Genomic DNA, 14,434 nt, shown 5'->3' with positions numbered 1-14,434 from the left:
CTATGCCAGAAAATAAGTTGTTTGACAGTAAAAGCACAGGGTTTAAGATTTTCTTTACGATTTCCTTAGTTGTAGTAGGATTATTTGTACTGTTCCCACTGTACTGGATAATCATAACTGCCTTAAAGCCTGCAAAGGATGCGTTCAATGTTAACCCAAGTATAATTCCTGCTCATATAACTTTTGAAAATTTCAAACAGGTAATTACAGATAAAAGAATATTAACATACCTTAAAAACAGTTTGTTTGTATCTTTTCTCAGTTCATTTATAACTACAGCGCTATGCACTTATGCAGGTTACAGTTTTTCGAAGTTTCGTTACAGAGGAAGAAAGTCCTTCATGATGCTTGTAATGACAGCGCAGATGTTTCCTTTTGCGGTGCTGCTCCTTACAATCTACACTGTAATGCGTCGGTTTAACCTGTTGGATAATTATATATCACTAATTTTATCTTTTGTAACCTTTACCTTGCCAATGGGGACTCTTACACTAAAATCCTATTTTGATGAAATTCCCGATTCCTTAATAGAATCAGGCAACATTGATGGGGCCTCAAGAATGACTATAATGCATAAGATTATATTTCCACTTGTAGTGCCTGGGATAATATCTACTGCAATATATGGATTTGTATGGAGTTGGAATGACCTTTTATATTCATTGACTCTTGTTACTTCAGCGTCAAAAAGAACCTTAGCACCAGGGCTATCACTAACTTATATGGGAGAATTCCAAAACAACTGGTCTAATATGATGGCGGCTTCAATATTTGTATCCATACCTGTGGCGCTCATTTTCATATTCCTGCAAAGATACTTTATTCAAGGAATCACTTCTGGTTCAGTAAAAGGTTAAAATTGCGAGGTACAAGATCTAAATGATCTTGTACGGGTAGTTTGCGAGTGTGAACGAGCGTTATAAACTAACCAGTGTTTTGACTGAAAGGAGAAAAAATGGATAAGAAAAATAAAATTAAGGATTATGAAGTAATAGTCATTGGAGGAGGTATGGCTGGTGTATGTGCAGCCATAGCCAGTGCCAGAGAAGGAGCAAAAACTGCTCTTGTAAACAATAGGCCTGTACTAGGAGGCAATGCAAGCTCTGAAATAAGAATGCATATATGCGGGGCAGATTATCATGGTTTTAGGCAAAATGCCAGAGAGACCGGAATAATAGAAGAAATTTTATTAGACAACAAAAGAGTCAATAGAAGCAACTCTTTTTCAATATTAGATACAATACTATGGGAAAAAACAAGATTTCAAGAAAACCTTGATTTATATTTAAATACTCATATTACAAGCTTAATTAAAGAGGAAGATAAAATTGTAAGTGTTATCGGAGAACAATTAACTACAGAAAAAGTGTTTCAGCTTAATGGACAAGTGTTTATAGATGCTACAGGTGATGGTACTATTGCCTATTTATCTGGAGCTGAATACATGTCTGGAAGGGAAGGTAAAAAAGTATTTGGAGAAAAATATGCTCCAGATGAGCCGGATAATCATACTATGGGGAACACTTTGCTGTTTACAGCTATAGATATGGGTAAAAAAGTAGACTTTGTAAAACCAGAGTGGGCTAATACTTATAAAGAGGAAGATTTGGCCTACAGAGAACATCATGAAATAAACAGCGGATATTGGTGGATTGAAATTGGTGGAGATAATCTGGAGGTTATACAGGATGGAGAGCAAATAAGAGATGAACTCTTAAAGGCTGTATATGGTGTATGGGATCATATCAAAAACTCAGGACATCACAACGCAGATAATTTTGCTCTTGACTGGGTAGGCTTTTTGCCAGGAAAAAGAGAAAGCAGAAGAATAGTTGGAGATTATATTCTTAGGGAACAGGATCTGTTTGCAGGAAGAATATTTGAAGATGCCATTGCTTATGGCGGGTGGCCTATGGATATGCATACTGTAGGAGGAATAAGAACAAGAAGAGAACCAAATGATTTTATTATGATGGAAGATTTATATACAATACCCTACAGATCAATATACTCAAAGAATATTGGCAATCTAATGCTGGCAGGAAGAGATATAAGCGCTTCTCACATGGCATTTGGCTCTACAAGGGTTATGGCAACCTGTGCTGTTATCGGTCAGGCCGCCGGAACTGCAGCTGCTATGTGCACTGAGAAAAAGATTTTACCAAGAGGGCTTAATGAGCATATCAGTGAGCTTCAGCAGAAACTTATGAAGGACGATTGCTTTATACCAGGCTTTAAAAATGAAGATAAAGATGACCAAGCGTTATCTGCAAAGGTAAGCGCTTCAAGTTTCCTGGAAAACTGTGAACCAGAAAATATAATAAATGGATGCCCAAGAACGGTTAAAGATCAAATCAATGCTTGGATAGCTAAAAGCAGTGACAAGGCTCCATGGATTGAACTAGCTTTTCAAAATAGGGTTTCACCTAAGGAAATACGAATAAAATTTGATTCTAATCTTTCAAAAGAGATAATGGTTTCCATGACTCACAGCGTAAGAGAGCGCCAGCAGGAAGGTACTCCTAAAGAAATTGTAAAAGATTATGATATAGAATTTTATGATAAGGAAATACTGGTAGGTAAGAGAGAGATTAGAGATAATCATAGAAGACTCAGCTGTACTATGGTGGATAACATCAGCTGTGACAAGATTAGGGTTAAGCCGTTGAGTACATGGGGAGCTGAGCAGATTAGCATTTATGAGATTAGAGTGTATTAAGCAATTGAGAATGGACGATTGACAATTGTCCATTCTCAATTGTCAATTAAACCAGTTCTGCAGGATTTTGAAGCATTACGAAGAATACTATAAGGTAACGTCTATAAATAAAATTAGAAGAAGTCTGGTGATGTGTATGTATAATCTTGTTATAGCAGATGATGAAAAGAATATTAGGGAAGGCTTGAGCCGTTTTGTTGATTGGGCTGAGCTGGGCTTTAATGTTGTAATGAAATGCGAAGATGGTGATGAAGTAATAGATTATATAAATGCCATGTCAGTAGATGTTGTGCTTTGCGACATTAGAATGAGCAGAAAATCAGGGCTGGACGTAGCTAAATATATATTTGAAAACTCTCTTAATATAAAAGTGATTTTAATGAGTGGATATCAGGAGTTTGAATATGCTAAGAAAGCTTTGGAGTATAATGTTGTTTCTTATATAGTAAAGCCAATTGAACTTGAGGAGATTAAAAATAAATTTACAAAGGTTAAAAATGACCTTGATCGTGTGAAAGATATAAATGAAAAGCTCCAACAGGAAAAGCAAAAGGCTGCAGAGCCTCAAAAAATAATATTAAAGAAAGAGGGCGCAATATACAAGGATGTATATGAATTGCTCGAAGAAACAAGAGTAGAAGCAGAGAATAATAAAAGTGCTCAACATGACTACAAGGCTCTTATAGAGCAGCAGTCTCATTTAATAGAATATTTCTTGGAGTTTAATAAGACGTGTATTTATAATACCTTTAAAGATATATCAAGTAAAATAGTAAATATGCCTTTTAATTCTGGACTGAAGTTTTTAGATAACACTTTGGTGCTTTTGTTAAATAGAATATCCACTTCTTACGTAGGACTCACTATTAAAAACGATTTAAAAGATGAAATGAAAAATATCAACAAAGCTGTAAGCTACAAAGATGCACTTCAGAGTTTTGAAAAGTGGATAGATTCAGCTGTTAATGCCATCGAAGAAAATAACAGCAGCAATACTGAACTTATTATTAAAAGAGCTAATAAATATATCGAAGAAAACTATATGGATGATTTAACCCTGGAAAAGGTAGCAGAAGTTGTTTTTCTGAGCCCTGTGTACCTAAGCAAGGTTTATAAGAAAAAGATGGGTATTAACTTTATTGATTATGTTACAAAGACAAGGATAGAGAGATCCAAGGAACTGTTAAGCAATAAAAACCTAAAGGTTTATGAGATATCAAATCTTGTAGGCTATAAAAATCTGAAGTATTTTTATAAGATTTTTAAAAACTATACTGGCTATACTCCAAATACTTATAGAGAAATGCTTATGAAACGCAGGTCAACTAATTACAAAGAAGATAAATAGGTGTTATTATGGGGAAATTCAAGAGCTTAAATATATGGAAGTATATAAAGGAATATAGATTTAACAGTATTTTGGTTAAGTATTTTATAACTATAAATCTCTTTATAACTCTGCCTTTATTTTTGTCTGTATTTTTAGCTTTCAATTATTTAAATAACATCTACAAGGATCAGATGATGAGTGCAAATCTTGCTGCGCTTTCCAGGACAAAGGACAGCATAGATATGATAAGCAGACAGGTGGAGACTACTCTTTTAAGTATGGCTACAGACCTTGAGGTAGAAAACATATTAAGATACAGCAGCAAAAACTATGATGAAAAAAATTCTGATATGCTTAGAAGCATAAATAGTATAGAAAAAGCTATGAATACCTATGTGTATTACGGAGATTTCATCAATTCTATATGTATTTATGCAGAAAAAAGCAATTATAAGATCGTTAGCAGCAATCTGGACTATGCGAATTGGAAGTACAGCGACACTCTCGAAAAAGAATTTAAACAAAACAAAGGTAAGACCTATTGGACCTCAGTGCTTCCTGAGAAGAATACCATATCCTTCTTTAGGGCCATTCCTTTATACTCAAGCGAGAAAAAAGGAGTAGTTGCAGTGAGCATTGATATTGATAGAATTAATAAGCTCATAAATCAGAACAAAGATGTTACTATTAAAGATTTCTATATACTTAACAACAATTCAATTGTATTCAATAAGGACAAGAGTTTGCTGGGTAAAGATATAAGCAGCGTAAAGCCTCTTCAGGGTATAGGTGTGTCAAAATTAGGAAAAGGAAGCACAATAACCATAGAGGGAAAAGAATACTTCATAAATAATATCAAATCTGACTACAATGACTGGAGTTTTGTAGCTTTGGTAAGCACCAAAGACAATAAATTTAAGGTAAACAGAATCAGAGATTTAATGATTGGATTTTTGGTCTTCAGCATTAGTATAGTACTTATTATTTCATTTCTTATAGCAGTTAAGCTTTTTACTCCAATAGAAGAGATAATTGGAATACTTGAAAAGAAAAATCTCAATGACACTAAAGTTTACAGTAAGACAAAGATAAATGAACTTAAAATCATATCTAGAGGCTTGGAAAGCTCAATAAGCGACGTACAGCAGCTTAAGGAAGAACTTAATAATAGGATGAGCCTTTTAAAAAAGGCAAGATCTATAGCTCTTCAGTCTCAGATTAATTCACACTTCCTGTTTAATACTTTAGAGAATATAAAGTGGAAGGTTATGGAGTTTACTAATGGTGAAAATGAAGGAAGCCATATGATTTCCAATCTTTCAAAGCTTCTCAGAATAGGTCTTGATACAAAGGAATATATGAATACATTAAGAAACGAGCTTGAGCATGTAAGAATTTACTTAGAGATACAAAAGGTGAGATATGAGGACAAGTTCCAGGTTGTGTATGATATTGAGGAAGAAACTCTGGAAGCAGTACTTCCAAAGATAACTCTACAGCCAATTGTAGAAAATGCAATCTATCATGGAATAAAACCAACCAATAAAAAATGCACTTTGACAATAAAATCCTATATTTCAGAGGACAGGGTTTTAATAGAGATTAATGATGACGGAACAGGGATTGAAGAAGAGAAGTGCAGCTTGATTAATAACGAACTTCAGACGGAATATATAAAGGAAGAAAACCATATTGGAATAAAGAATGTTAACCAAAGGATAAAGCTTAGTTTTGGTGAAAACTACGGTATAGAGATAAAAAGCAGGGTTAATAATGGAACTAGTATAATTATAGCAATACCTTCAGCTGCTAAAAATAATTCTGATAATATTTGATGATTTTTGATGATATCCATATTAACCATAAGACAGGGTATATATGTATTATGGAGGGATAGATAATGAAGAAAAAAATAAAAATACTCAGCACTGCTATGGCATTTATAATGCTTTTCGTATCAGTGCTTTCAACCATGCCTGTAAAGGCGTTGACAGCAGAAAGTATGGTGAATGAAGACAGTAATTACATTATCATTAATAAAGCAAACTACAAGATTGTAATAACTAAAGAAGGTTTTAAATATGCATTTAAGGGTCCAGATGGTACAGTGATAGCAGATGCTCATAAAGTATCAGGGCTTCGGTTTACAGCACCAGGCGGTACTGATCTTTACGATGCAAAAACAACATCACTAGTAGCTTATAACGATAAAGAAGTGCATATGATGGTTACCAACAGCAATGGCAACGAAGCGGATGTTTATATATATCCTAATGAAAGCTTTGCGAAATACAAGATAGTTCCAAGAGTACAGACGGGAGACAACTCAGGTGGCACTGAACCGGTAGCGGAAAGTGTTTATATAGGTACAAACAATGCAGGAGAAGGGCTTACCTGGACTGGAGACAAGTCTTGGACAGACTATTCTGTTGAAGGCAGGGTAAAAGCATCAAATTCAGTTATTGGCTCCAGTGCATCAGGATTGTTATTCAGATATAAAGATGTTAATAATTACTACCACCTAAGGCTAAATTCTGGCGGGAAATTGGAGCTTTTTAAAAAAGAGAATGGGATTACTACCTTTTTGAAGCAATTAGATGAAAAAATCAACAAGGATACTTGGTATAGGTTAAAAGCTGAAATTGAAGGTAATACAATTAAGTGTTACTTAAATGATATTGAAAAGATTAATATTACTGATAGCGGTTCAGGACTCACAAGCGGTGCAATTGGTCTGAGAACTTATAAAGATGCCTGCAGTTTTGATGATGTTGCTGTAAAATCTGATTCGAAGATACTCTTAAGCGATGATTTTCAAAACGGTGGCAGTGCTTCGTGGAATAAAGTAAGCGGTTCTTGGGCAATTAATACATCTACCATTATTAAATCTACTAAGGTAATAATAGATGCAAGGACAGCTCCTATGGCGCTAGTATATGGATTAGGCGACCAAGGAGGTTACGGAAGCAGCACAAATGTATTTGGAATATCAGATTCTGACTTCCATGACACTGATAATGCAAAGCGTTTTGAATCCAACTTTGCTGTATTCCCTTCTCAGAAGTTTGCTGAGGTTTTATTTGAGGATGGAAAGAAAAGAGTAATCATCAACTCTGATGAAAATACCCTTGGAGCTGCAAATGTAGATAATGTGAGCAAATTATATTATTTTATAGGCAGCATGGAACAAATATATAAGGATTACAAGGACGCAAGAATAAATGAGGGATATCCTGATTATAAGCCTAAGTATGAATTCTTTGAAGTTGGATATGAGGCATTTGGATCACTTGGCTGGAACACTTATCAGCAATCTGCTACGAATGATTTAAAGAGTTACATAGATAAAGGCTACAACCTGAAATGGGGTGTCATAGGATCAGGATTCTGGAAGGGTGATAGAAACAAGGATAATCAGGGGTGCACAACAAGTTTTGGCATATGGGATGATACCTATGATTCCTCAGGCAGAACTGATGGGCTGCCAAACCCAAGATATCCTGATGTACAAGGCTTAAAGCAGTTTTTTAATAGTAATGGCATAAAACTTATGCTGGGACTAAGGACTAATTTTAAAGCGACAGCAGCAGATGGCGGTAATTATAATCCTTCTAATGATGGAAGCTTTCCGTTAGATGGCCTGAAAAACGGATATTTCATGAAGGATTCCTCAGGTAAGACTAGTACCTTTAGTGTCAATTTCCCTAAGGGGAAAGTCTATCTACTGGATAATAAGAATCCAGAAGCTGTGAACTGGTATAAATCCCTTGTGGATACTTGGGGGGTAGACGGGTTTAAGGAAGATACTATGCTCGGTGATGGAAGTCAGCTTTATAATGATGCAAAGGCTAATGAAACAAATGGCAAGCTTATGGGAAGTGGATACTATGTAATGGTAAGAAATTCTTCATATTCAGTACCGGGAGACATCATAAGACTCGAAGATACCCAGTATGGCTCTGACCAGGATAGGCCAGTTATAAATGGACTTAACTATGCTGCAAGCGCCGCTCCTAATTTTTACCCTGATATAGTTGCAGGTAAATACTTACCCAATACTTTAACTGCTGACCAAAAAGAGTATTTTGTAAGGAATGCAATGTTTGCAGCTGTTAGTCCTGCAATGTCAATGGGGCTTGGTCCGTGGAAAATGAACAATACACAATATGAGGCAATAGTAAAGAAGGCTGCAGATTGGCACTCTAAGTTTGCACCATATATTTATAGTGCAGCGGTTGACAGCTTTAATACAGGATATCCTTATACAATGACCCCACTGCCTATCGCATTTTCATCTGATGCCAATACCTACAATCTTGCTAACAAGACAACTAAACAATATGAGTGGATGCTTGGGCCATCAATGATTGTAACACCGTTATATGGCAGTGACTACGCAAGTGCAGCCTCAAGAGATATTTACTTGCCTGAAGGTAAATGGATGGACTTTGAGACCGGAGAAGTCTATTACGGGCCAAAAGTTTTAAAGAATTTTAGCCTCCCAAAGGATAAAATGCCTGTATTTATTGGTGGAAAAGGAACGGTTGTATTACAGGATTCACAAGTAAACAAATTCTATGCGAAGGTGTATCCTATTGCCAACAATGGTTCGCAGTATAAATATACTTATATCGATGGAAGTACCACTTCCACAATAACCAATGATAATATAGGCTGGAATCCAAGCAATATGGTAATTATAGATGTTACAGCTAATACAAATGTGGAATTTAATTACGAAGAAAAGACGGGCTCTTTTAAGTTCCAATTGACACCAGGGCATGATTATAAACTTATAGGTGGCAGCCCAATTTCTGTAAAAGCTCCTTATAACAATCAAATAATAAAGGAACTTCCGTTTACAATATCCGGTACTAGTGCTAAGACAAGCAATATAAATCTTACAATTGGAGAGCAAAGTGTTCAGGTTAAAACAGTAGAGGATGGAAGTTGGAATTATGAGATAAAAGATATAGCCGATGGAAAGTATACTATAAAAGCAGCTGCGGAATCCTACTATGGCAAGGCAGAAGAAGCTTTAGATATAACAGTTGACAGAACGTCCCCAACTACAAAAGCAGAGATTAAGGGAACAAAAGGAGAGGGATGGTATCAATCAGATATATCTATATTGTTAAGTGCTGAAGATAATGTATCGGGAGTAGCTAGCACGGAGTATAAATTAGGGGGAAGCGGAGACTGGATAGACTACACGAAGCCCATATCTATAACAGAAGAAGGAACTCACGAAATACAGTATCGTTCTATAGATAAGGCAGGTAATATAGAAGAAGCCAAAACAGAAACTATAAGAATAGATAAAAGCAAACCTACATTTATGTTGATAGCCGATGGAAAACAGCTAGGCGAAGGCAGCTCATTTGAAGACTCACAACCATTTATCTTTAAGGTTGAAGATAACCTTTCAGGTGTTTCTGAAGCTAAAATAAATATTGGCGGGGAGACTTATAACATAAACAAAGGTGAACAGCTTGTAAATATAGATATGGCAGGAAAAACTGGATATTTTTCTGCAAGTATTACTATTAGAGACTATGCTGGTAATTCCTTTGAAACAGTATTACCGTTTAATGTTAAAACAAGCATTGAATCAATGAAAGTATTAATTGATAGGTATAAAAAGTCAAATGAATTAGGTGGACCACTGTTAGAACAGCTTAGCAACAGCCTTAACCAAGCGCAGCACCAGATTGATAAAAGGCGACCTGATCAGGCCGCAAAACACATGGAAGGTTTCATAAAACATCTTAGCAACGAAGCATTAAGAAACCAAGCACAGGATAAAGTAAGGACAGTTTTAAATGCTGATGCTCATTTTATAATTGATAGTCTGTTAAGGGGAAAATAGCATAAAAATACTAAAGCCGCAGGATTTTAACTTCCTGTGGCTTTTTTGCATATAAGTAAATTTACTTAAGCCTTCATTAGCTTACAGCGCAAACTTGATTTCTTCCATTCTGCTTAGCTTTGTAGAGTCTAATGTCTGCAATATTAAATAACTCACTAAAATTTAATTCTTTTAAAGACAAATTATTTGTAACTCCTATGCAATAAAATGAAGCTCCTAAGTATATATAGGCAGTTAAAATTGATTTATAATTCTTAAGTTCTATTCCAGCTTCAAGAAGGGTATAACAATTCTCAATAGTTTCTTTATATTTACCTTCAACTCGCAGCATCGTAGCCTTTTGCTGCAATGATATCAAATCTTCTTTTGTCATAGTTGTAACCCCCATTTAAGTTGCACAGTTTATACATTGATTAACAGCTTGTATTTTCTATTTTATTATAGCGTGTGTTAAAGTTCAACAGATTGAGTAACTATGGGGGTGATTTTTGTGGAAACATCATAGATAAAACTATGATGAAGTATATGGTAGTTTTTAGGCTCTACCTGATATAATATAAATTGTGAGAGTAAAATTAGATTTAAAGTGGTGAGAGCATGAAGATATCAATTGAGGAAATCAGTATGGAACTTGATGAAGAGATTATAATCAGGTGTCATGAGGTGAATGATGGCATACTGAAATTGATAAGTAAATTAAAAAAAGAAAAAGCAGTGATTCTTGGCTATGATGAATGTAATATACACAGGCTGCATATTGCGGATGTGTATTATTTTGAGGCAGTAGATAATAAAGTATTTATCTATTGTAAGGACAAGGTGTTTGAGTCGAGGCAGAAGCTTTATGAAATTGTATTGCAATTCTTTAACTGTTATCTTAAGAATGAGGGAAGTTTTCATCCTGAAGATAAATATTAAAATATAAATATTCAAATCAATAATTTATAAAAATCTATTCTACATGTGTTGCGGGGAACTGTAGTATAAGTAAACGAGACTTATAGCCTTAGCTATTGATAATACGGGGTTAGGCTATTTTTTTTTTTGCATAAAAAATCACATTATAGCTGCACTATATATTACAGAATATGGTATAATATAAATTTAAATAAAGCTAACTAGGAGGTTATAAAATGAAAAAAGCTCTTATAGTTATTGACATACAAAACGACTATTTTGAATATGGAAAATTTCCGCTATGGAATACTGAAAATACTTTAAATAATGTGGAAAAAGCTATTGAAAAGGCGAATGACAATAATATACCTGTAATTTTAATTCAGCATATTGCAGATGGCAGCTCATCATTTTTTAATGAAGGTACGGAAGGAGCAGAAATTCATTCAAGGATATTAAAGGCGGCTTCAAATGCAAAGAAAGTAATAAAGAAATTTGCAGACAGCTTTTATGAGACAAACCTAGAGAAAGTATTATCACAGCTTGGAGTAGAAGAAATTCTTGTATGTGGAATGATGACACAAAATTGTATTGTGTTCACTGCCATTTCTAAAGAAGCAGAAAAATATAGTGTAAAGATACTATCTGATTGCTGCACAACTGTAAATGAAGCAGTACACAAAATTGCACTCAAAGGAGTTTCAACACGTGTAGAGCTATTGAATTATAATGAGGCTATATAAAAAGATGCTAAATTAAATAAAAAGCTGGACTCGAGAGGCGTAAGCCTTTAATGAGGATTTGACTAGCTATAAGACAAAGCGGTGAGGTTGTGAAAAATTTTAATATAATGAGAACTGTATGTATAGATGTAGCATTAGTGCTTTTAATAACTCTTATAGTAAGTGTATTTCTAAAAAAGCCTATTATAGTACCTATTATTGAAGGAACCGTGTGCATTCTTTCTCTCATTGGCGCTTACAGTTTTAATAAAAAGATCTCAAGTAGTGAGAACTTAAGTTAATAGCACATACTATAGGTTAACAAAAATGATGCTGCTCTTATGAGAATGGAGCATCTTTTTATTTGTTCTTAATTTCAATTATCGCGATAAAACTTTGAAAAAATTAATTGTCCTTTTCGCTAGAAATATAGTTGTAGTAATAATTAATTGCAGCATCAAAGTTAAAAGAAGCAATGAAGCTGATAATGAACTCGCAGAAACCTATAATCCTATAGACTTTGATGATGCCATGTATCATTGGTATGCATTGTCAAGAATAGTTCTATGACCATTGAAGGAAATAGTACTTCTCACAATACATTTATGCTGCCAACAATATTTTTTATAAACTCATGCATAGTATATTGACATAAAAAATATAGAGGAGTATTATATAATTAATATATTTCGAGAGACGAAGTGTTTGGCGGAGGAAGTAATGTTTGATTTAGATAATATTGTAGATATGCTGATTGACAATAGCAAGAAATTATTTTTTCCTAGTGAATGGATTAACCTTGATATAAAATTTTCAAAAATTGAGATTTTTACGCTGTTGTTTCTTGATAAAAATAAAGAAGCAACAATGACAGAACTAGTAGAATACATTAATTCTCCAATGAGTACAGCAACAGGTATAATAGATAGACTTGTAAGGAATGGATATATTGATAGGGGTAGGAGTGAAACTGACAGAAGGATAGTTGTATTAAAACTTACTGACGCTGGCTCAGAATTAATTACAAATTTTAAAAATTTGATATCATCGTATTTGAAGATGGTTATTGACGAACTAACAGAAGAAGAACAGCAGTTTTTGATAAACATAGTTTTTAAAATTATAAATAAATTACAATCTCAAATATCCGATACTAAGGATGACAATAACAAAACAACTATAAAGAAAATAAATATTGAATAGTTGCCCAGAGTGGGCATTTTTCAAAAGAAATACTTCGGTTATCGTAATATTTGACATAAGTAATAAAAATAAAAATGGAGGTTGAAGTCCTAAATGGACTTCAACGAGCAATTTTCGAGCGGAAGCGAGAGTTTTTAATTGTTCAGTGCTTCCGACAATAAGGAGGAATTATCATGAGAATAATACTATATACAGGAAAAGGTGGAGTTGGAAAAACAAGCATTGCTGCAGCCACAGCTTTGGAAAGTGCCAAACAAGGGATGAAAACTCTTGTTGTAAGCACTGATCCTGCTCACAGTCTTGGAGACTCTTTGGATATAAAATTATCTAATGAACCTCAAGAAATAAGTCAAAATCTTTGGGCACAAGAAATAGATGCAATACATGAGGTGGAAGAAGGTTGGGGGAAGGTTCAAAAATATTTAACTGAACTTTTCACATCAAAAACTGTAAAAGATATTACAACACAAGAGCTCACTGTTTTTCCTGGTATGGAGGATCTGCTAAGTCTTCTAAGAATACTAAAGTATTATAAGGAAGGCAGATTTGACACTATAATTATAGATTGCGCACCAACAGGAGAGACACTTGCATTATTAAGTTTCCCTGAAATGCTGAGATGGTGGATGGAAAAGTTATTTCCTATAAAGAAAAAGGCTATAAAGGTTGCCGGTCCAATTGCTGAGACTATGTTAAAGATACCAATGCCTTCTTCACAAGTTCTTGATGAAATTGACAATATGTATTATCAGCTTGATGAAATGAAAAAAATATTTTCTGATAGAGATATAACCAGCATAAGAATTGTTGTTAATCCTGAAAAGATGGTTATTAAGGAAGCACAAAGAAGTTTTACCTATCTCAATATTTATGATTTTAATGTGGATGCAATTGTAGTTAATAGAGTTATTCCGGACAATGTAACAGACAGCTATTTTAAGGTCTGGAAGGATATTCAGAAAAAGTATAGAGAAAGTATAATTGAAAGTTTTTCGCCATTACCAATATATTATGCTCCATTATTTGAAAATGAGGTTGTAGGAATGCAGATGCTTAATAGAATGGCAGAGGCAGTTTTTAAAAATGAAAATCCAGTTGAAATAAAATTTAATGGAAGGTCGCAAGCAGTTTCTAAAGAAGGAGAGGATTATATTTTAGCCATAAATATGCCTTTTCTAAATAAAGAGGAGCTCTCACTAAACCAAAAGGGCGATGAACTTATTATTAAGGCTGGAAGCATAAAAAGAAATATCACTCTTCCAAGAACACTTTTAAATCTATCAATAAAATCAGCTAAGTTTGAAAATGAAGTATTAAAGATAAGATTTGGAAGTGACAAAAATGAATGAAGCGTTAATTAAAAATATAATTAAATATAAATTAACTAAAGCTGATAAAATATTGAATCAGCTGCCACAAGAAATGTCAGATAACTTAAGAAACTTAAGCAAGATAGTACTAAAAAGTATTAATGAAAGCTCTCAAGAAATCAAAGATGAACCTGTAAACAAGAGCAAAGAAAAAGATGGCCTTAAAAATATTGGAATAGAATAAAGCAGTCATTGTTTGAAAACAATTAGGATATTATCGCGATATCTTCTTATAAAGATAAGAAGATATCGCGATAATACTTTGAAATCAACTATTCTTTCGCTGAAAATATAATTTTGATAATTGATTGCGTGATCATTAAT

13 protein-coding genes are annotated in these 14,434 nt (G+C 34.0%); 12 read left to right on the top strand and 1 reads right to left on the bottom strand.

Features of this window, described 5'->3' with window-relative positions; genetic code table 11:
• Window positions 1-2 precede the first annotated feature (2 nt).
• From JK636_RS01845 to JK636_RS01825, 5 genes are all read left to right on the top strand, one after another.
• Entirely contained in the window at window positions 3-857 is an 855-nt protein-coding gene (locus JK636_RS01845; RefSeq protein WP_202747131.1) for a carbohydrate ABC transporter permease, read from the top strand.
• 98 nt (window positions 858-955) lie between these two features.
• The gene (locus JK636_RS01840; protein ID WP_202747130.1) at window positions 956-2,719 is read left to right on the top strand and encodes an FAD-dependent oxidoreductase; all 1,764 of its coding nucleotides are present in this window, start codon (window positions 956-958) and stop codon (window positions 2,717-2,719) included.
• A gap of 136 nt (window positions 2,720-2,855) precedes the next feature.
• Complete coding sequence (locus JK636_RS01835; protein WP_202747129.1) at window positions 2,856-4,067, top strand: response regulator transcription factor; 1,212 nt, start codon at window positions 2,856-2,858, stop codon at window positions 4,065-4,067.
• A gap of 8 nt (window positions 4,068-4,075) precedes the next feature.
• Entirely contained in the window at window positions 4,076-5,884 is a 1,809-nt protein-coding gene (locus tag JK636_RS01830) for a cache domain-containing sensor histidine kinase (RefSeq protein WP_202747128.1), read from the top strand.
• Window positions 5,885-5,949: 65 nt separating this feature from the next.
• On the top strand, window positions 5,950-9,918 hold the full coding sequence (locus tag JK636_RS01825) for an OmpL47-type beta-barrel domain-containing protein (RefSeq protein ID WP_202747127.1): 3,969 nt from the start codon (window positions 5,950-5,952) through the stop codon (window positions 9,916-9,918).
• A 76-nt stretch (window positions 9,919-9,994) separates the two neighbouring features.
• On the opposite strand, the gene JK636_RS01820 is transcribed toward JK636_RS01825, so the two are convergent.
• On the bottom strand, window positions 9,995-10,291 hold the full coding sequence (locus JK636_RS01820) for a hypothetical protein (protein WP_202747126.1): 297 nt from the start codon (window positions 10,289-10,291) through the stop codon (window positions 9,995-9,997).
• A 224-nt stretch (window positions 10,292-10,515) separates the two neighbouring features.
• Here JK636_RS01820 and JK636_RS01815 point away from each other — a divergent pair, with 224 nt between their 5' ends.
• From JK636_RS01815 to JK636_RS01785, 7 genes are all read left to right on the top strand, one after another.
• The gene (locus tag JK636_RS01815; protein WP_202747125.1) at window positions 10,516-10,836 is read left to right on the top strand and encodes a LytTR family DNA-binding domain-containing protein; all 321 of its coding nucleotides are present in this window, start codon (window positions 10,516-10,518) and stop codon (window positions 10,834-10,836) included.
• 215 nt (window positions 10,837-11,051) lie between these two features.
• On the top strand, window positions 11,052-11,558 hold the full coding sequence (locus JK636_RS01810; RefSeq protein ID WP_202747124.1) for a cysteine hydrolase family protein: 507 nt from the start codon (window positions 11,052-11,054) through the stop codon (window positions 11,556-11,558).
• A gap of 89 nt (window positions 11,559-11,647) precedes the next feature.
• Window positions 11,648-11,839, top strand: a complete 192-nt coding sequence (locus tag JK636_RS01805) for a hypothetical protein (RefSeq protein ID WP_202747123.1) — start codon at window positions 11,648-11,650, stop codon at window positions 11,837-11,839.
• Between the two features lie 94 nt (window positions 11,840-11,933).
• Window positions 11,934-12,107, top strand: a complete 174-nt coding sequence (locus JK636_RS01800) for a hypothetical protein (protein WP_202747122.1) — start codon at window positions 11,934-11,936, stop codon at window positions 12,105-12,107.
• Between the two features lie 150 nt (window positions 12,108-12,257).
• Window positions 12,258-12,740, top strand: a complete 483-nt coding sequence (locus JK636_RS01795) for a MarR family winged helix-turn-helix transcriptional regulator (RefSeq protein ID WP_202747121.1) — start codon at window positions 12,258-12,260, stop codon at window positions 12,738-12,740.
• Window positions 12,741-12,913: 173 nt separating this feature from the next.
• Window positions 12,914-14,089 (top strand): ArsA family ATPase, encoded by a 1,176-nt coding sequence (locus JK636_RS01790; RefSeq protein ID WP_202747120.1) that lies wholly within the window; start codon window positions 12,914-12,916, stop codon window positions 14,087-14,089.
• The gene (locus JK636_RS01785) at window positions 14,082-14,294 is read left to right on the top strand and encodes a hypothetical protein (protein ID WP_202747119.1); all 213 of its coding nucleotides are present in this window, start codon (window positions 14,082-14,084) and stop codon (window positions 14,292-14,294) included. The genes JK636_RS01790 and JK636_RS01785 overlap by 8 nt, the downstream gene beginning before the upstream one ends.
• The last annotated feature ends 140 nt before the right edge of the window (window positions 14,295-14,434 follow it).

It is taken from the genome of Clostridium rhizosphaerae, from assembly GCF_016765585.1.
Classification (GTDB): Bacteria; Bacillota; Clostridia; order Clostridiales; family Clostridiaceae; genus Clostridium_AT; species Clostridium_AT rhizosphaerae.
The sequence above is the reverse complement of the archived record's forward strand: the minus strand, read 5'-3'. Positions and strand labels throughout refer to the sequence as shown.

Bases quoted from the DNA above. Each gene is read 5' to 3' on its own strand.
- JK636_RS01825 (WP_202747127.1), top strand. From the start codon at position 5,950: ATGAAGAAAAAAATAAAAATACTCAGCACTGCTATGGCATTTATAATG.
- JK636_RS01810 (WP_202747124.1), top strand. From the start codon at position 11,052: ATGAAAAAAGCTCTTATAGTTATTGACATACAAAACGACTATTTTGAA.
- JK636_RS01790 (WP_202747120.1), top strand. From the start codon at position 12,914: ATGAGAATAATACTATATACAGGAAAAGGTGGAGTTGGAAAAACAAGC.
- JK636_RS01845 (WP_202747131.1), top strand. From the start codon at position 3: ATGCCAGAAAATAAGTTGTTTGACAGTAAAAGCACAGGGTTTAAGATT.
- JK636_RS01835 (WP_202747129.1), top strand. From the start codon at position 2,856: ATGTATAATCTTGTTATAGCAGATGATGAAAAGAATATTAGGGAAGGC.
- JK636_RS01795 (WP_202747121.1), top strand. From the start codon at position 12,258: ATGTTTGATTTAGATAATATTGTAGATATGCTGATTGACAATAGCAAG.
- JK636_RS01830 (WP_202747128.1), top strand. From the start codon at position 4,076: ATGGGGAAATTCAAGAGCTTAAATATATGGAAGTATATAAAGGAATAT.
- JK636_RS01820 (WP_202747126.1), bottom strand. From the start codon at position 10,291: ATGACAAAAGAAGATTTGATATCATTGCAGCAAAAGGCTACGATGCTG.
- JK636_RS01840 (WP_202747130.1), top strand. From the start codon at position 956: ATGGATAAGAAAAATAAAATTAAGGATTATGAAGTAATAGTCATTGGA.
- JK636_RS01815 (WP_202747125.1), top strand. From the start codon at position 10,516: ATGAAGATATCAATTGAGGAAATCAGTATGGAACTTGATGAAGAGATT.
- JK636_RS01785 (WP_202747119.1), top strand. From the start codon at position 14,082: ATGAATGAAGCGTTAATTAAAAATATAATTAAATATAAATTAACTAAA.